Origin of the sequence: Colwellia sp. MB3u-8, from assembly GCF_014076985.1 — a bacterium.
GTDB lineage: Bacteria > Pseudomonadota > Gammaproteobacteria > Enterobacterales > Alteromonadaceae > Cognaticolwellia.
On record NZ_JACGVA010000037.1, the window covers coordinates 86,997 to 104,204 of the forward strand.

Sequence of the window (17,208 nt, forward strand, 5' to 3'; positions counted from 1 at the left end):
ATGAAAAACATAGATTGCCCTCTAGCAAGCGAGATTGTTATTTTTGGTGCGTTGGGAGACTTATCTCGTCGCAAACTTTTACCTTCTTTATATCAGTTAGAGCTTGCCGGCCTGTTGAGTGATAACACTCGCATTATTGCTGTTGCTCGAAATGAACTAACACTTGAGCAATTTACTAAACAAATAGATGAATGCTTAAATGAGTTTATACCTGAAGCATTAGATGTCGCAGCCTTGACCAAGTTTTTAGCTAGGCTTGCTTATCAACAGCTTGATTTTAAAGACCTTAAATCATATAAGCAATTAGCCGAAAGCTTATCACCCGCATTGGGTGCGAGAGTTTATTATTATTCTACACCACCCGCTATTTATGGTGATATTAGTCAAGGTTTAAAAACGGCTAAGTTAATCAACGATGCAGACAGAGTAGTAATGGAAAAACCTATTGGTCATTGCTTAGAGTCGTCTAAAGTGATTAATGATCAGGTGTCTCGTTACTTTAATGAAAATCAAATTTACCGTATTGACCACTATTTAGGTAAAGAAACGGTATTAAATTTATTAGTGTTGCGTTTTGCCAATAGCCTTTTTACCAATAATTGGGATAGAAACAGTATTGACCATGTGCAAATTACCGTTGCAGAGAGTGTTGGTATCGAAGGGCGTTGGGGTTTTTATGATGAAGCAGGGCAAATGCGAGATATGGTGCAAAACCATTTGTTGCAAGTACTGTCGTTAGTTGCCATGGAACCACCCGCTGAATTAAGTGCGGACTGTGTCCGTGATGAAAAGCTAAAAGTGATCAAAGCGCTTAAACCTATCACTCGACAAAATGTTAAAGATAAAACCGTGCGTGGCCAATATGCGGATGGTTATTTAAATGGTGTAGCTGTCCCAGGGTATTTGAACGAAGAGGGGGCAAAAGCGAATAGCAAAACAGAAACTTTTGTTGCCATTAAAGCCGAAATAGACAACTGGCGTTGGGCTGGCGTACCTTTTTACTTGCGAACAGGTAAACGTATGCCGCAAAAACACAGTGAGATTGTGGTCCATTTTAAACAACAAGCTCATAATATTTTCAGTGAGAGTTATGCCGATTTACCGTCAAATAAATTGACCATTCGTTTGCAACCTGACGAAGGTGTTGAACTTGAAATGATGAATAAAATTCCGGGTATCGCGTCGCAAATGCAAATTCACGAAAACAAACTTGATTTAAGTTTTTCTCAAGCATACGACAACCAACGTGTTGTTGATGCCTATGAACGCTTATTGCTTGAAGTTATTAAAGGTGATCAATCTTTATTTGTTCGTCGTGATGAAGTTGAAGCGGCGTGGCAATGGGCTGATAGTATTATCGAAGCATGGCAAGCCACCAATGAAGCACCTAAACCTTATGCAGCCGGTTCATGGGGACCCGTTTCATCAATTTCTTTAATCGCACGCGATGATCGCCAGTGGGTAGAATAATGTACCAAATTAATGAATTCGAAGAACGTCAATTATTAGACGAAGCACTGGCAGATAAAGTCGCTGCGTTATTAACGGCTGCGCTTGAAAGTAAAGGCAAAGCCAGTATCGCGGTTTCGGGTGGCTCAACACCAAAAGGTTTTTTTCAAGCCTTATCAAAGAAAAAGCTAGCGTGGCAAGCTATCACTATTACCTTGGCAGATGAACGCTGGGTTGATATTGATTCAAGCGATAGTAATACTAAGTTAGTGCATGAATACCTGATGCAAAATGAAGCGCTAAAAGCGAAATTTTTCTATTTAAAACAAGGTGAAATCCTTAGCGATGAAACCTTAGCTGATTTAAACCTAGCAGCAAACCAGCAGTTATTGCCATTAGATGTACTTATTTTAGGTATGGGTGAAGATGGTCATACTGCCTCGTTATTTCCTTGTAGTGATGAAATAACGCAGTGCTTGGCGAAGGATAGCCAAGCATTATTGAAAGTAACACCAAAAACGGCGCCACATCAGCGAATTAGTTTTAGTTTTGCTGCCTTAGCAGAAAGCAAAAATACTTTTTTACACATTAGCGGTATCAGTAAAAAACAAGTATTGGCTAAAGCTATTGCCGGACAAGTATGTAAAGAAATGCCGATCAGGGCTTTTTTACAAGCACCAAACATTAATACACAAGTTTATTGGGCCAAGTAATTATGAATAAAACAGTTATGAATAAAAATATTGTACAGATCACACAACGTATTATTGATCGAAGTAAAGCAAGCCGAGCGGCTTACCTTGAAAAGATAGCGGGTGAAAAATCAACGACTGTACATCGCGCTAGTTTATCTTGTGGCAACTTAGCTCATGGTTTTGCTGCTTGTGGTAGCGATGACAAAACGACATTACGTGGTGTTAATCATTCAGACGTTGCTATTATATCTGCTTATAACGATATGCTTTCAGCGCATCAACCGTACGAAAACTACCCAGCCATTATTAAAGCCGCTGTTAAAGAAACCGGTGGCGTAGCCCAATTTGCCGGTGGTGTACCTGCGATGTGTGACGGTGTTACACAAGGTCAGCCAGGTATGGATTTAAGCTTGATGAGCCGAGACGTTATTGCTATGTCAACTGCTGTTGCGCTGTCGCATAATATGTTTGATGGCGCATTGATGATGGGTATTTGCGATAAAATAGTGCCTGGATTAATGATTGCTAGTATGACTTTTGGTCATTTACCTACCGTTTTTGTACCCGCGGGCCCAATGCCTTCTGGTTTGCCAAATAAAGACAAAGCGCGTGTTCGTCAGCAATATGCTCAAGGTGAAGTGGGTAAAGAAGAGTTATTAGAAGCAGAATCTGCGTCTTATCACACCGCTGGTACTTGTACATTTTTTGGTACGGCAAACTCTAACCAATTAGTGGTTGAAGTGATGGGTTTACATCTACCAGGCGCTTCTTTTATTGCGCCCAATACACAATTACGTGAAGAATTGACCAAAGCTGCAGCGCGCCAAGTTACGCGTTTAACTCAGCAATCTGGCAATTATATGCCCATAGGTAAAATGGTTGATGAGCGTTCAATTGTTAATGCTATTGTTGCCTTGTTAGCAACTGGTGGTTCAACGAACTTAACTATGCATATCATCGCCTTTGCCAAAGCGGCCGGTATTATTATTAATTTCCAAGACTTTAATGATTTATCTGACGCTGTGCCGCTATTAACGCGTATTTATCCCAATGGTCATGCTGACATTAATCAATTTCAAGAAGCGGGTGGCATGGCATTGTTATTCAAAGAGCTTATTGATGCTGGTTTGGTACATGAAGACGTTGAAACCATCTGCGGTCGCGGCTTAACTCGTTATACCCAACGACCTGTATTGGAAGATGGCAAATTAGTCTGGATCGACGGCGCCACTAGTTCAGGCGATGACGAAATTATAGCCACTGCTGCAAAACCTTTTAGTAGCCATGGTGGTTTAAAAGTTATGAAAGGTAACTTAGGTGTTTCAGTGTTGAAAACTTCATCACTGCGCGAAGGTAGCTTTGTGATTAAAGCACCTGCAGTTGTTTTCGAAGATCAACACGAACTTGATATTGCCTTTGATGCCGGTGAGTTAGAAAAAGACTTTATTGCTGTTGTTCGCTTTCAGGGGCCAAAAGCCCGTGGTATGCCTGAACTACATAAATTAACGCCACCATTAGGGGTTTTACAAGATAAAGGCTTTAAAGTTGCTTTAGTTACCGACGGTAGAATGTCGGGCGCTTCAGGTAAAGTGCCGGCCGCTATTCATTTATGTCCAGAGGCGTTAGATGGTGGCTTAATTTCAAAAATTAAAACCGGTGATATGATCTTACTCGATGGCGAAAGTGGCGAGTTAACTTTGTTAGTTGATGATGCTGAACTAGCAAAACGTGAAAATGCTATTTTTGAAGTTAATGGTCATCATCAAGGTATGGGGCGTGAATTATTTGGCTTTATGCGTCGTAACTTAAGCTCAGCTGAAACCGGTGCATGTTCACTGTTTGATGATGATTTTCAAGGCGAGCGATAACCATGCACGATAATGAGATAAATATTATTGCTGATATTGGTGGCACCAATATGCGCGTGGCGTTAATCGACGCGCAAGGAAATATTGCTAACATCACCATTTATGCTTGTGCCGACTACACGAGTTTAGCCGAGGTATTAACCGACTTTATTACACAGCAGCAATTAGTGGGTAAAAAAGTTAATGCTTGTTTAGCTATCGCTTGCCCAGTAGATAAAGATCTGATTGTGATGACTAATCTACCTTGGCAGTTTTCGCAAAAAGAATTAAAGGCACAATTACAGTTTAATGAATTGGTGTTGATTAATGACTTTACCGCGATAGCTCATGCTATTCCGCATTTAGGTGCTAAGCAAAAAGTACAAATAGGCGTTGGTGATGTTATAGCTAACAAACCTATCTCTATTTGTGGTCCGGGTACGGGGTTAGGCGTAGCTAATTTGATCGCGATAGATTCTGGTTGGCATAGTTTAAGCGGTGAGGGGGGGCATGTAGACTTTGCCCCCGTGGATCAACAAGAAGTTGCCATTTTACAATTTCTTTCAAAAAAATATCCCCGTGTTTCCTATGAGCAAGTATTGTCAGGGCTAGGTATTGAACAAATATACCAAGCCTTGAGTTTCGAAAAAAATGGCGAGATAACAAAATTATCAGCAAAAGAAATCGCTGAAAAAGCCTTGTCAGGCAGTTGTTCATTGGCCGTGGAAACCTTAGCGCAATTTTGTCGAATTTTAGGAAGTTTCGCCGGTAACCTAGCGTTAACGCTAGGTAGTTATGGCGGTGTTTATATTGCCGGTGGCATTGTTCCTCGCTTTATCGAATTTTTTGCTAGCAGTGAATTTAGACAAAGATTTGAACAGAAAGGGCGTTTATCGAGTTTTACTCAACCTATTCCAACATTTGTTGTCACTGAAAAACAACCTGGTTTACTTGGTGCATCAGCATATCTTAAACAATTGATGTCAGAAAAAGCTAATGACATCATCCAAAAAAATAACACGACAAGGTATTAAGAGCAATTATGACATTATCAAATAATTGGCAAATACAGCCAAAAGATCTCTTTGCTATGGGCCCGATAGTTCCGGTTTTAGTGATAAAAGATGTTAAAGATGCACTACCTATTGCAGAAGCATTGTTAGCAGCGGGCATAAAAGTGCTAGAAGTTACCTTGCGTACACCTGCGGCATTAGAAGTGATCAGCATCATAGCTAAAAACTTACCCGAGGCCATTGTGGGTGCGGGCACCGTTACTAATCGAGATTTGTTACAAAAGTCTTATGAAGCTGGCGCAAAATTTGCCATTAGCCCAGGACTAACCAAAGATTTATTAAAAGCGGGTAAAGAAGGCAATATCGCTTTAATTCCGGGTATTTCTTCTATTTCTGAATTAATGGATGGCATTGACTGTGGTTATGATCATCTTAAGTTCTTCCCTGCGGAAGCATCGGGTGGTGTAAAGGCTTTGCAGTCAATTGGTGGACCATTTCCTGAAATTAAATTTTGTCCAACCGGTGGTATTAACTTAAATAATGTTCGAGACTACTTAGCCTTACCCAATGTTTCATGTTGCGGTGGTTCTTGGTTAGTATCTGATGAAATTATTAAACAAGGTAATTGGCAAGAAATTACGCGTTTAGCAAAGCAAGCACTAGCGCATGTAAAATAATAGCCATTGTTGCTATAAGGGCTGATAAAAAATTTATCTATCAGTAAAAACCAGGCATTGCCTGGTTTTTTTTTGCTTAAAATACAAAAAATAATAACAATATTGGGCTTCACTGCTGTAGTGGGTTGGTAACTGATAAAACAACTACAGATCGTTTTTGTTGTTTTATTACATATTTAAAGACAATGATCGCACTATGTAACAGTAAGCTAGCTAGTGCCCAAGCGATGAATCGTGATGATTATTGCCACTGAATGAGATTAACCAACAAGTATTTTTGCAATAAAGTTAGTTTTCGTCACTGTTAAGTCAGGAACTTAGGAGGGGAGAGGGTTAATAAAAAAGCCAGAATTAATCTGGCTTTTTTATTAACTTATTAGCGGACAAACAAAGGCTTATTGTGTTGAAATATAGGTCGCTAAATCTAAAATTTTGTTTGAATAACCAATTTCATTATCATACCAAGAAACTACTTTCACAAAAGTATCTGTTAATGCTATACCTGCGGTAGCATCAAATATTGAGGTACATCTTTCGCCAATAAAGTCGTTAGACACTACCGCATCTTCGGTGTAGCCTAAAATACCTTTTAGCTCACCTTGTGATGCTGCTTTCATTGCGCGACAAATTTCTTGATAACTGGCTGGCTTTTCTAAGTTTACAGTTAAATCAACCACAGAAACATTAGGCGTTGGTACGCGAAATGCCATACCGGTTAATTTACCATTCAATGCAGGGATAACCTTGCCAACAGCTTTAGCCGCACCTGTTGATGATGGAATAATGTTTTGTCCAGCACCACGACCACCGCGCCAATCTTTAGCTGACGGGCTATCAACTGTTTTTTGTGTTGCTGTGGTGGCATGCACTGTGGTCATTAAACCATCTTTGATACCCCAGTTATCATTTAATACTTTTGCGATAGGAGCTAAACAGTTTGTGGTACAAGATGCATTAGAAACAATGTCTTGTCCGGCATATTCAAGATGGTTAACACCCATAACAAACATTGGCGTATCGTCTTTTGACGGTGCCGAAAGTACCACTTTTTTAGCGCCCGCTACAATGTGCTTACGCGCTGATTCATCCGTTAAAAATAAGCCAGTTGATTCAACAACAACGTCAACCTCAGCTTCATTCCATTTTAGGTTTAGTGGGTCGCGTTCAGCGGTAACACGAACATTTTTGCCATTAACGACTAAGTGGCCATCAACAACATCAACAGTGCCGTTAAACCGGCCATGAGTAGAGTCATACTTAAGCATATAAGCGATGTAATCAACGTCAATTAAATCATTAATAGCGACTACTTCAACATCTGCTCTGGCAAATGCTTCTCTAAACACGAATCGACCGATACGACCAAAGCCGTTGATCCCTACTCTAATTGTCATAATAAAACCCTAAAATCAAACTTTAAAAATTAATGTAGTAAAATTACACCATTTTATGAAAATTACAAGTTATAACTCGACATAAAGCAATAAATATTGATTTAAACCTTGTTTTATTGCGTATTGTTACTAAAATGTCGGCTATTCAACATAGCCTGGCTAAAAATATTTATTTATTGGCTTTTCCATAAGGTTATTATTTTTCTATGATGATGATGATGGCATAATGCCCCCATCTATAATTTTTTTGGACTTTTTATGATACAGAACAACAGTGCATGCGACATCGGCTTTATTGGTTTAGGTGTTATGGGTAAGAATTTAGTACTTAATTTGGCTGATAACGGTTTTAGTATTGCCGCCTTCGATCTTGATATCAGTAAAGTTGAAGATGCCATTACTCAAGACAAGGCTGAAAGTGGCTTATCAACAGCACGTGTTATTGGTTGTTCGTCTTATACTGAATTACTTTCTCGCTTAAAACCACCTCACCTCATCGTACTATCAGTGCCAGCAGGCGCACCGGTTGATCAAGTATGTGAAAGCTTGATTGGTGCCGGTATTCAACCTGATGATATTGTTATTGATACAGGTAATAGCTTATGGGTTGATACCGTTGCACGCGAGAAAAAATACAAAAATAACTTTATTTTATTTTCATCAGCTGTTTCAGGTGGTGAAGTGGGTGCGCGTTTTGGTCCGGCACTAATGCCCAGTGGTTCACCCTACGCATGGGCAAGAATAAAACCTATTTGGCAAGCCATTGCTGCAAAGGTTGATGCAAAAACAGGTAAACCCATTGAACGTACTAAACCAGGTGAAGTTGTTACTGAAGGTGAACCCTGTGCTGCCTATATTGGTCCAGCGGGTGCTGGGCATTATGTGAAAATGGTGCATAACGGCATTGAGTATGCCGATATGCAAATTATATGTGAAGCATATCAAATGCTGCGTGACGGCTTAGCATTAAACAGTGATGAAATTGCAGACATTTTTGAAATGTGGAATGGCGGCCCATTAGAAAGTTATTTAATGGAAATATCGGTCGAGGTTTTGCGTCATCGAGTGGGTGAAGAAAAAACACCCTTAGTTGACTTGATCTTAGACAAGGCGGGTCAAAAAGGTACCGGACTTTGGACTGCGGTAAGTAGTTTAGAATTGGGCACACCTGCGCCAACTATAGCTCAAGCGGTTTTTGCTCGTTCTATTTCATCTTTTAAAGATTTACGTGTTAAAGCTTCAGGCATATTATCAGGTCCAGAAGTCGTGATACTTGCTGGTGAAGAAAAACAGGCGTTTATTGAACAGTTACATGATGCTATATATAGCGCAAAAATATGTGCCTATGCACAAGGTTTTCAATTAATGAAACTCGCTGAGCAAGAGCATAATTGGCAGCTTAACTTTGCTAGTATTGCCAAAATTTGGCGTGCGGGCTGTATTATTCGTGCGGCATTTTTACAGTCAATCACGCAAGCATTTGAGCGAAACCCTGACCTAGACAATCTACTTTTAGATGATTTCTTTGCTGAGCAATTAAGTCAACATCAATTGAACTGGCGAAAGGCAGTGTCAAATTCTGCCTTGATGGGGATTCCAACCGGGGCAATTTCATCTGCATTGTCATATTATGACTCTATACGATGTGCTGTGCTGCCGGCCAATTTATTACAAGCACAGCGTGACTTTTTTGGCGCTCATACTTTTGAACGTATCGATAAAGCCACAGGTAAAAAGTATCACGTTAATTGGTCAAGTGAATCACGTAATATGCAGGAAATCAATTAAGTATAGCTGTATTTCAACCCAAGTAGGCTCTGGCGCTACTTGGGTAATGGTTAATTTGACTGGCGCTTTATTCAAAAAACTGCCTTGCCAGTAATCACCAAATTAGGTATGTGGCGCCTTAAACTCACCCTCAAGAATGTTGTTTAAGGTTTTTTTCGCTACTCGGTCTAAAAATTCAGTGTTTAAGTTATTACTTTTAAAGTAACTGACTAAAGTTTCATGGTTGATATTGCTATCTTTTGGACTATATAAATATAATATTTTTGACCAGATATAAGCTTGCTTATGCTCTTTTTTATGGGCAAAAATACTGGCAAGCGACTGAAATATCTCGGTATCTATAGTGGCATCACTTGGGTAAAGTTCTAGTGCATGATAGAGCAAGTTTAAGGTTTTAGTGATATCATGTTTCGCGTAATAGCTCGCTAAGTTGATTTGTCGGTTGGGCTTTTCTAATAATTCACTGCCTTCTAAGGCAATAAATTTATTGAGTGACTGCTCATTTAAGTAGCGCGACCAATGAAAGAATAACAGATCAGGGTGTTCAGAATTTTGCGTAGCAAGTGCTATCACTTTAATTTTAGCCTGCGCCTTAATCACATTATTAGTGCGGATGGTCTTCTTAACCTTTAGCTTAATATGCTCTATTTTAGACGCAAGCAGCATGCATTTTTCATAGCCTTCGTAGGCAATTAACTGCTGGTATTTGTTGCTATCGTTAGCATCATTTTTGTCTGCCAAGTTAGCAAAACCCACCGTGACACGCTCTCGTTTGCACCAAGTGTCTTCTTGAAATTCTTGACAAATTTTTGTATTTTGTTCACATAACTGAGCAAAATTAGGTCTGTTTTCACAGGCCATTAATGTGCAAAAAAGCAAAGTCAGCACTAATTTATCAAATTTCATCATTTTTTCTATTTATCCCAGAAAAATATTTGTAACAGGTGGCGAAATAATTCATGTTGGATTACAATATGCGCCGCATTCAGTAATTAGTTATTGCTAATTACCTCTTTACATTAATAATAACCCATCACTCAATTGACTGACATAAAAAGGTTTACGCAATGACTTCTCTTCTTGAAGAACAATATCTAACTAGTTGGCAGGAACGTCAAACATTCGCTGAAAACATGCAGCCGATTATCGGACAATTATTTAGAAATGACGGTATCGAAATTTCTATTTACGGCCGCCCACTAGTCAATGCTTCTGCCATCGACATTATTAAAGCACATAAGTCAGTGGCTTTACACGAAGAAAATAAATTGCGTTTACGTGAAAGTTTTCCCTTTATTAAAGTGTTAGCTAGTATGGCATTAGCACCTGCGCGTATCGACCTAGGTAAATTAGCTTACCGTTATTTATTTAAAGGTGAAGCGAATGGCTTGTCAATTGAACAATTTTTAGAAAAAGAATTAGCCACCATCACTAAAGATACCGACGTACAAGAATCTAAAGACGTGGTACTTTACGGTTTTGGTCGTATTGGACGTTTGTTAGCGCGTTTATTAATTGAACGTGCCGGACCCAACGCTAAGCTTAAGTTACGCGCCATTGTTATTCGCCCGGGTAAAGAAGATGATTTAGAAAAACGTGCGAGCTTACTGCGTCGTGATTCAGTGCATGGTGCCTTTAACGGTAGTATTACCATTGATAAAGAAAATAACGTTATTAAAGCGAACGGTGCTTTTATTCAAATTATTTATGCTAAATCACCCTCAGAAATTGATTACACCGCTTATGGTATCAATAACGCTTTAGTGGTTGATAATACGGGCATTTGGAGTGATGAAGAGGGCTTAGGACAGCATTTACAATCCAAAGGTGTTGCTAAAGTTTTACTAACAGCACCGGCTAAAGGCGATATTAAAAACATCGTATACGGCGTAAACGAAGATATGATTTTAGCAGAAGACACTATGATTTCTGCAGCAAGTTGTACAACCAACGCGATCACGCCGGTACTTAAAGCGCTCAATGATGAGTTTGGTATTCGCAATGGTCACGTTGAGACGGTACATTCATATACTAATGATCAAAACTTAATTGATAATTACCATCCTGCGCCGCGTCGTGGCCGTAGTGCGCCATTGAATATGGTGATCAGTACCACGGGTGCAGCTAAAGCGGTAGCAAAAGCATTACCTGAATTAAAAGGTTTGTTAACGGGTAATGCGATTCGCGTTCCTACGCCCAATGTTTCAATGGCTATTATGAACTTGAACTTGAAAAAAGAGACAAGTAAAGCACAATTAAACGATTATTTACGTAAAATCTCTTTAAACTCTAAATTACAAAATCAAGTGGATTACACCGCTTCTACTGAAATTGTATCCACTGACTTAGTCGGTTCACGTTACGCTGGTGTTGTTGATTCACAAGCAACGATTGTTGATGGTGATCGCGCTGTACTCTACGTATGGTATGACAACGAGTTTGGTTATAGCTGTCAGGTAGTGCGTGTGATGTTAGCCATGTCAGGTATTGATGTACCATCATTACCCTTAACATAACTAACGATAGCTAACAAAATGTAAAGTTAGTTTATTCCAATAAGCGTTTACCTTGTAGGTAAGCGCTTTTTTTTGCCAAGCAATATCAAAAATCTTCTGGACTTAATACCTGTTTAATTAAGTATTTTACTTTTTTATGAGGAAGAATGGCTAAATACAAGGCCTAAAATTTGTTAAATAGTTACGCTGATTATAATATTGTGTTTTTTATTTTTAACCATTAAAATCAAACAGATAATTAATAAATTTTAGTGTTTTAAGCTCATTGGCTAGATAAGACAAGTCAAATACACCTAGCCGGTTTGGGCAAACCTGCATACTTAGTGGCTTGTTTCGCCGGCCCTTCTTTAAACAAGCGATATAAATAACGACTGCTGGCCTTTTCTTCGCCAAACTCTGCTTTCATCGCTTTGGTTAGAGCGCGAATAGCAGGTGAGGTATTGTAAGTTAGGTAAAACTGCCTAACAAAGCGAATAACTTCCCAATGGGCTTCTAGCAGCTCAATGTCATCATTTTTTGCGAGTAACATGGCAACATCTTCGTTCCATTGAGTAAAATCGAGCAAATAGCCTTGTTTATCGGTGGCTAAGCTTTTGTTGTTATATATTATTATCATGACCAGGTAATTGAATTGTCGTGTTTAAAAAGTAGCGCTACTACTTCGGCTAAGGTGATGGGTATAAATAATTTATTATTAGGGCATTGTGCGCGGGCGTCAGCGTGTTCGCTTATAAAGTAAAGCGTTATGTCTTGCTGCTCGGTTAGCTTACTAAGCAATAGGGCATGACTGAAATTATAACAACCGTCATCGATTAATAATATACTGTCTTGTGGCAAAATCATGTCAAGGCATTGTGTTAATGCATTGCTATTAAAGCCTGAGTTTCTAATAAGGTGTAGCATCGCCATGTTAAAACCTGTAAATCACGTTGTGCTGGTGTAAGCGTTGACTAAACACTTCGTTTGATAATACTTGTATATTGTTAATATGAAAATGTGCGCTTAAGTTGCGCTCGGTTAATGACTGTTGGCAAACATAAATATTTTCAATATCGTAAAATTCAAGTGCTGAAAATGTTTTAAGGTAGTCTTTAATATCAATGGCTGAGGCATTTTGATCCCCGATCACCTGAAACACCCCATCACCTAAAAAGAATAGCGACGTTGCTTGCTCGTATGAGCCAAATATCAATGCGGCGTCTAGCGCTTCTTTACCGGCGGCATTCGAAAAAGGCGCATGGGTATTTATAATGGCGATAGTTTTATCTCGTGATTTATTTTCTGACATTATAATTGCACCACACGTTCGGCTTTACTGGTTAACTCAACTAATTCACCTAAACCCGAAACTGTAAATGCTGAGTCTATATTTGAGCTTTCATGGTTATTTAGCTCGTCACTTAAACCACGTTTTTCTGCGGCAGTAATACATAAATATAAGGGTACATTGTATTCGCTATTAAGTTGTTGCCATTGTGCTAGTGTTTGAAATTCATCACTGGGTATTGATAAATATTTAGCGGCATTTAACACGCCGTCTTGATAGAAAAATACCCCTATAATGCTGACACCACTATCAAGCGCCGCTTTTACAAGATTAATTGCCGTTGTTGTTAAATTACTGTTGGGCGGGGTAGTCACCACTAAAGCCAATCTATTTTGCATATTCTGCTTTTCGCCTTAATTAACGTTATTTAAACACAGCTAATAAAAAAGCCTCAATATAGAGGCTTTATAATTTATACATAGAGTATAAACAATTATTAATCATAGTTAATGATTTTTAACTGCTAATTAGTCATCGCTACCTAAAACCCCTAATAGGCTTAATAAGTGCACGAAGATATTATAAATATTCAAGTATAGCGAAACAGTTGCACGAATGTAGTTTGTTTCACCACCGTGAATAATGCGGCTTGTATCATATAAGATCAAACCAGACATGATCATAATAATTGCAGCACTAATAGCTAACGACAGCGCAGGAATTTGGAAAAATATATTTGCTACCATGGCAATAACCGCAACGATTAAACCAACCATTAAAAAACCACCCATAAACGAGAAGTCTTTTTTGCTAGTTAACGCATAGCCAGAAAGTGCAAAGAAAATTAATGCTGTACCGCCTAATGCTTGCATAATTAATGAAGCACCGTTAGGCATTGCCGCATAATAGTTAAGCATTGGGCCTAACGAGGCACCCATTAAGCCGGTGAAAGCAAAAATCCAAAAAATACCACTCGCTTTATCAGCGTTTTTATTAACAACAAATAATAAACCAAATGAAACTAAGGTCATTATTAGGGCAGCCATATGAGACAAGCCCATTGCCATAGAAATAGCAGCAGTTACGGCACTAAACGCCAAAGTCATCGAAAGTAACATATAGGTGTTTCTTAATACCTTGTTAATTTCAACCGCTGAACTTCGACTAGCATTTACACTAGTATTTGATTGCATAATATTTCCTCTAAGTATGCCAATTCTATTTTTTAGATATGGGCTATTGTTAAACAGTTCAAGGGTAAATCAAATATTTAACCTTTACATCATCACTTGGGTGATAATCAATTATAAACCACATTGACATATTATGGCACGGTGTATTTTGAAATACTATCTTTAACCTTGTTGAAATTTTGCAATAATTTGTGAGCGTTTGTAACAGTCATCGCTATGATCGTTAACCATGCCACAAGCCTGCATATGCGCATAACAAATGGTTGAACCAACAAACTTAAAGCCCCGATTTTTCAAATCTTTGCTCCAAGCATCAGACTCTTTAGAGGTAGCAGGGTAATCGTTTAATCTAGCCCAATGATTGACAATAGTTTTATGGCCAACAAAGCCCCACATATAGTGGCTGAAGCTGCCAAACTCTTTTTGAATGTCGATAAATATTTTAGCATTATTAATCACAGCATTAATTTTACCTCTGTGGCGAATAATAGCGCGGTTAACTACTAGCTCCTCAACTTTAGCATCGGTAAATAGGGCAACAAGGTTAACGTCAAAGTTAGCAAAGGCGGCACGGTAACCATCGCGACGCTTTAAAATCGTATACCAACTTAAACCTGCCTGTGCTGATTCAAGCATTAAATATTCAAATAATTGTTGATCATCAAAAACAGGAACACCCCATTCATTATCATGATAAGCAACATAATCAGGTTTTGTTGTATCTAACCACGGACATCGACAAAGGTTTTCTTCACTCATAAGTTTTCCTTCAACATGAAAATTAACTGAATTTGCTTAAATAAATGACAAATCGTTGATTTTTTTAGCAAACAAACTGTTTTATAGAATAAATCCTTTACAAGAGAATTTCGAGCCTTTACTATGCGTTTCGTTCTCAAGCAGTAATGCTTTTGAACATTGGAGAGATGGCTGAGTGGTCGAAAGCACTGGTCTTGAAAACCAGCAAGGGTTTATAGCCCTTCTAGGGTTCAAATCCCTATCTCTCCGCCAAATTATAAAAAACCGCTAATCGAAAGATTAGCGGTTTTTTTTCGTCTAGAATTTAGTGAACCACAACAACTGTAGTGGTCAAGTAAAGCTGGCCACGGATTTGTATTCTAGCTAGTATCTTTTCTCTGACTCATTCGGTGTTAATCCTCCGTTATAACTGTGATGCCTAACTTTGCTTTAATATCCACTGATATAGTTAACAACTGCATTTTCAGCTTCAATAAATGAGCGATAACCCGTTATTGGCATCCATTCAGTTTTAAACTTCTCACTTAGTTTTTTTGATATGCGGGAGACATTCAGATTTCATAATCATTCCTTATTAATCTCAAACTCTAACTGTATATAAATGAGGGCTATCCACTTAGCCCGACCGACCACTACATGTTGTGTTTACTAGATTTAACCTCTCCGATCACTTATACCACTTTGCTGACATAAAATATGATTATCACCATCAAGATGGAAATTAAGAAAAGCAATAAGAGCAGTAAATAAGCATTTTGAAAAACTGAAATTAAAACAACATCCTGATAAAACAGATATCGGTAGAATTAAAAAAGGGTTTGATTTTTTAGGGTATTGATTTGGACAAGAAAAAATAACTGTTTCAAAACGAACATACCAAAATCACATACATCGATTATTGCAGCTTTTTGATGATTATCGACAACATTGTGTTACATGGATTTATTCAGGCATACCGTTGACGATAATCGATTATTGATAATAAAACTAATTTTTTAAGGTTGTTTCTTAAATCGACGTGATGCGAAACCAATCATTCCTAATGCAAAAATAGCAAGTGTAGAAGGCCCTGGTACTGATGTTGCTCTCACTAATACTGATGCGTACCTACCGTCACGTGACTTACTAATCCCATATTCTCCGCTGTTATGGTTAGCGTTCGACCAACCTCGCGACATAGCGGCTAGATCTCCAGTATATGAGTTGAATCTAAAGTGACCGTAGCATGAATCCAGAGGGCTATTAGTACATGCCAAATCATCGCCGTAAAAATTGTTGTATTGTAAAAAATTATGGCTATTTACTTCTGTATGCCCATATAAATTTCCGTAAAGCCATTCTGCTCCGTCTACGTTATCGCTGCTCCAACCGGTGTATGTGTCGAACACGCTTTCCATCATGGTTTTATATTCCATCACAGACGCATATCTCCACCCATCGTCGAGTAACCCACCGAACCCGTTTTCGACGGACGTTCTACTTTGTCCTGTTGTTACATCCCAACTCAGCCAATCTAGGCCAGATAAATTAACGACAGAACCATCAGATGTAGAATGGCCATCTGTACTACTAATGATGCCTGCGGTAGTATTAGCACTTACAACTAAAGCGAAACCCAATACTAATTGCTTTAAAAATTTAAATTTCATTCGCTTTCCTTTTTAATACCTTTCCACTGATTTTGGTTGGTGTTCGTTAAAATAGTAACTTATTAACTCTCGCATCTTTAAAGTAAAAATATACCGAACTTAAAATACATAACGATTTCAATTAGGTGGTAATGTATATAAATATTAACAAAGATAAGTTGTAAAAACACATGACACAACCAAACTAGTTAATCAATTGATTTATCTATATAATATTAACGAACTGTAGTTTATATTAGTTTGAGTATAAAAGCATGATTAGATGTTTGAATTTCCTCTGCAACTGTAGTTAAATCATCAACATATTCATTTTAAACCTACTAAAGTACTTAGTCCGCTTACTATCTTATACTTGGCTGTAAAAAACTAACACTATCAAATGATTAGTTCAGCTTTGCGCACCAACAAGACTTTTACTAAATGCATTTATTTTTACTACTCAAAGCGGAATACGCACAGGTAAAGAAGTTACAAATATTCAATGTAGCGATTTAACTGTAGAAGAAATCGAAGGTAATAAATACTGGGTTTTTCAGATTAAAGGCGGAAAAATAGCAGAAAAAGACGGTGTAAAAAGAAAAATAATATTAACACCAATGGCTATGAATTGTATTAAGCGATACAGCTTTCAAAGGTGGTTTTTGTGGTAGTATTGTAGATGCTCATCAATTAAAGCGTGGTGCAAATATTAATATAGTCGCAAAGCATGCGGGAACCAGTTGTGAAATGATTGAGAAGCATTACAACCACCTAATCAGAGCTATCATATAAGTTTCTAGATGCTTTATCATCCTCTCCAATAAGACGTGAAGCATACTTAGAGTACAACGTTAATTCAATCTACAAGAAAAAAATATCTGTCCCCATTAATGACTTTCCACATGAATTAAATTTAATAGATAATCCTAATCTTGATATCAACCTCTCTGTTACAGATTTTATAGAAATTCTTAAAGAAACT

The 17,208-nt window shown here is 38.2% G+C and carries 16 protein-coding genes, 1 tRNA gene and 1 pseudogene; 8 read left to right on the forward strand and 10 right to left on the reverse strand.

What is annotated here, in order from left to right:
- Genes zwf through H4J54_RS02765 form a run of 5 tightly spaced genes read left to right on the forward strand, consistent with a single transcriptional unit; the run spans window position 1 to window position 5,681 of the window.
- Window positions 1-1,470: a glucose-6-phosphate dehydrogenase gene (zwf, locus tag H4J54_RS02745; RefSeq protein WP_182189345.1), complete on the forward strand. Its 1,470-nt coding sequence runs from the start codon at window positions 1-3 to the stop codon at window positions 1,468-1,470.
- A complete protein-coding gene (gene pgl, locus H4J54_RS02750; RefSeq protein ID WP_182189347.1) occupies window positions 1,470-2,162 on the forward strand; it encodes a 6-phosphogluconolactonase in 693 nt (230 codons plus the stop codon). The genes zwf and pgl overlap by 1 nt, the downstream gene beginning before the upstream one ends.
- A gap of 17 nt (window positions 2,163-2,179) precedes the next feature.
- Window positions 2,180-4,012: a phosphogluconate dehydratase gene (gene edd, locus H4J54_RS02755; protein ID WP_182189630.1), complete on the forward strand. Its 1,833-nt coding sequence runs from the start codon at window positions 2,180-2,182 to the stop codon at window positions 4,010-4,012.
- Window positions 4,013-4,014: 2 nt separating this feature from the next.
- Entirely contained in the window at window positions 4,015-5,025 is a 1,011-nt protein-coding gene (locus H4J54_RS02760; RefSeq protein ID WP_182189350.1) for a glucokinase, read from the forward strand.
- 8 nt (window positions 5,026-5,033) lie between these two features.
- Window positions 5,034-5,681, forward strand: a complete 648-nt coding sequence (locus H4J54_RS02765) for a bifunctional 4-hydroxy-2-oxoglutarate aldolase/2-dehydro-3-deoxy-phosphogluconate aldolase (protein WP_182189352.1) — start codon at window positions 5,034-5,036, stop codon at window positions 5,679-5,681.
- Between the two features lie 395 nt (window positions 5,682-6,076).
- Here the strand turns inward: H4J54_RS02765 and gap are convergent, their stop codons facing one another.
- Window positions 6,077-7,075, reverse strand: a complete 999-nt coding sequence (gap, locus tag H4J54_RS02770; RefSeq protein WP_182189354.1) for a type I glyceraldehyde-3-phosphate dehydrogenase — start codon at window positions 7,073-7,075, stop codon at window positions 6,077-6,079.
- Window positions 7,076-7,333: 258 nt separating this feature from the next.
- Here gap and gndA point away from each other — a divergent pair, with 258 nt between their 5' ends.
- A complete protein-coding gene (gene gndA / locus H4J54_RS02775) occupies window positions 7,334-8,863 on the forward strand; it encodes an NADP-dependent phosphogluconate dehydrogenase (RefSeq protein ID WP_182189356.1) in 1,530 nt (509 codons plus the stop codon).
- Between the two features lie 102 nt (window positions 8,864-8,965).
- Here the strand turns inward: gndA and H4J54_RS02780 are convergent, their stop codons facing one another.
- Complete coding sequence (locus tag H4J54_RS02780; RefSeq protein WP_182189358.1) at window positions 8,966-9,772, reverse strand: DUF2989 domain-containing protein; 807 nt, start codon at window positions 9,770-9,772, stop codon at window positions 8,966-8,968.
- A 158-nt stretch (window positions 9,773-9,930) separates the two neighbouring features.
- Here H4J54_RS02780 and H4J54_RS02785 point away from each other — a divergent pair, with 158 nt between their 5' ends.
- Window positions 9,931-11,379 (forward strand): glyceraldehyde-3-phosphate dehydrogenase, encoded by a 1,449-nt coding sequence (locus H4J54_RS02785; protein ID WP_182189360.1) that lies wholly within the window; start codon window positions 9,931-9,933, stop codon window positions 11,377-11,379.
- Window positions 11,380-11,662: 283 nt separating this feature from the next.
- On the opposite strand, the gene H4J54_RS02790 is transcribed toward H4J54_RS02785, so the two are convergent.
- The 6 genes from H4J54_RS02790 to H4J54_RS02815 form a co-directional block, all read right to left on the reverse strand.
- A complete protein-coding gene (locus H4J54_RS02790) occupies window positions 11,663-11,995 on the reverse strand; it encodes a TusE/DsrC/DsvC family sulfur relay protein (RefSeq protein ID WP_182189362.1) in 333 nt (110 codons plus the stop codon).
- A complete protein-coding gene (tusB, locus tag H4J54_RS02795) occupies window positions 11,992-12,288 on the reverse strand; it encodes a sulfurtransferase complex subunit TusB (RefSeq protein WP_182189364.1) in 297 nt (98 codons plus the stop codon). The genes H4J54_RS02790 and tusB overlap by 4 nt, the downstream gene beginning before the upstream one ends.
- A 1-nt stretch (window position 12,289) precedes the next feature.
- Window positions 12,290-12,667, reverse strand: coding sequence for a sulfurtransferase complex subunit TusC (gene tusC / locus H4J54_RS02800; RefSeq protein ID WP_182189366.1), 378 nt, complete (start codon window positions 12,665-12,667; stop codon window positions 12,290-12,292).
- On the reverse strand, window positions 12,667-13,044 hold the full coding sequence (gene tusD / locus H4J54_RS02805) for a sulfurtransferase complex subunit TusD (RefSeq protein WP_182189368.1): 378 nt from the start codon (window positions 13,042-13,044) through the stop codon (window positions 12,667-12,669). The genes tusC and tusD overlap by 1 nt, the downstream gene beginning before the upstream one ends.
- A gap of 129 nt (window positions 13,045-13,173) precedes the next feature.
- A complete protein-coding gene (locus H4J54_RS02810) occupies window positions 13,174-13,839 on the reverse strand; it encodes a Bax inhibitor-1/YccA family protein (protein WP_182189369.1) in 666 nt (221 codons plus the stop codon).
- Window positions 13,840-14,001: 162 nt separating this feature from the next.
- On the reverse strand, window positions 14,002-14,598 hold the full coding sequence (locus tag H4J54_RS02815; RefSeq protein WP_182189371.1) for a DNA-3-methyladenine glycosylase I: 597 nt from the start codon (window positions 14,596-14,598) through the stop codon (window positions 14,002-14,004).
- A gap of 161 nt (window positions 14,599-14,759) precedes the next feature.
- Here H4J54_RS02815 and H4J54_RS02820 point away from each other — a divergent pair.
- Window positions 14,760-14,850: transfer RNA gene (locus H4J54_RS02820), tRNA-Ser, on the forward strand.
- A 111-nt stretch (window positions 14,851-14,961) separates the two neighbouring features.
- On the opposite strand, the pseudogene H4J54_RS19330 reads toward H4J54_RS02820, so the two are convergent.
- Together H4J54_RS19330 and H4J54_RS02825 are read right to left on the reverse strand one after the other, a co-directional pair.
- A pseudogene (locus H4J54_RS19330) lies at window positions 14,962-15,111 on the reverse strand (IS3 family transposase); the annotation flags it as partial.
- A 482-nt stretch (window positions 15,112-15,593) separates the two neighbouring features.
- Window positions 15,594-16,247, reverse strand: a complete 654-nt coding sequence (locus H4J54_RS02825; RefSeq protein ID WP_182189372.1) for a PEP-CTERM sorting domain-containing protein — start codon at window positions 16,245-16,247, stop codon at window positions 15,594-15,596.
- Window positions 16,248-17,208 lie beyond the last annotated feature (961 nt).

Bases quoted from the DNA above. Each gene is read 5' to 3' on its own strand.
- zwf (WP_182189345.1), top strand. From the start codon at position 1: ATGAAAAACATAGATTGCCCTCTAGCAAGCGAGATTGTTATTTTTGGT.
- pgl (WP_182189347.1), top strand. From the start codon at position 1,470: ATGTACCAAATTAATGAATTCGAAGAACGTCAATTATTAGACGAAGCA.
- edd (WP_182189630.1), top strand. From the start codon at position 2,180: ATGAATAAAAATATTGTACAGATCACACAACGTATTATTGATCGAAGT.
- H4J54_RS02760 (WP_182189350.1), top strand. From the start codon at position 4,015: ATGCACGATAATGAGATAAATATTATTGCTGATATTGGTGGCACCAAT.
- H4J54_RS02765 (WP_182189352.1), top strand. From the start codon at position 5,034: ATGACATTATCAAATAATTGGCAAATACAGCCAAAAGATCTCTTTGCT.
- gap (WP_182189354.1), bottom strand. From the start codon at position 7,075: ATGACAATTAGAGTAGGGATCAACGGCTTTGGTCGTATCGGTCGATTC.
- gndA (WP_182189356.1), top strand. From the start codon at position 7,334: ATGATACAGAACAACAGTGCATGCGACATCGGCTTTATTGGTTTAGGT.
- H4J54_RS02780 (WP_182189358.1), bottom strand. From the start codon at position 9,772: ATGATGAAATTTGATAAATTAGTGCTGACTTTGCTTTTTTGCACATTA.
- H4J54_RS02785 (WP_182189360.1), top strand. From the start codon at position 9,931: ATGACTTCTCTTCTTGAAGAACAATATCTAACTAGTTGGCAGGAACGT.
- H4J54_RS02790 (WP_182189362.1), bottom strand. From the start codon at position 11,995: ATGATAATAATATATAACAACAAAAGCTTAGCCACCGATAAACAAGGC.
- tusB (WP_182189364.1), bottom strand. From the start codon at position 12,288: ATGGCGATGCTACACCTTATTAGAAACTCAGGCTTTAATAGCAATGCA.
- tusC (WP_182189366.1), bottom strand. From the start codon at position 12,667: ATGTCAGAAAATAAATCACGAGATAAAACTATCGCCATTATAAATACC.
- tusD (WP_182189368.1), bottom strand. From the start codon at position 13,044: ATGCAAAATAGATTGGCTTTAGTGGTGACTACCCCGCCCAACAGTAAT.
- H4J54_RS02810 (WP_182189369.1), bottom strand. From the start codon at position 13,839: ATGCAATCAAATACTAGTGTAAATGCTAGTCGAAGTTCAGCGGTTGAA.
- H4J54_RS02815 (WP_182189371.1), bottom strand. From the start codon at position 14,598: ATGAGTGAAGAAAACCTTTGTCGATGTCCGTGGTTAGATACAACAAAA.
- H4J54_RS02825 (WP_182189372.1), bottom strand. From the start codon at position 16,247: ATGAAATTTAAATTTTTAAAGCAATTAGTATTGGGTTTCGCTTTAGTT.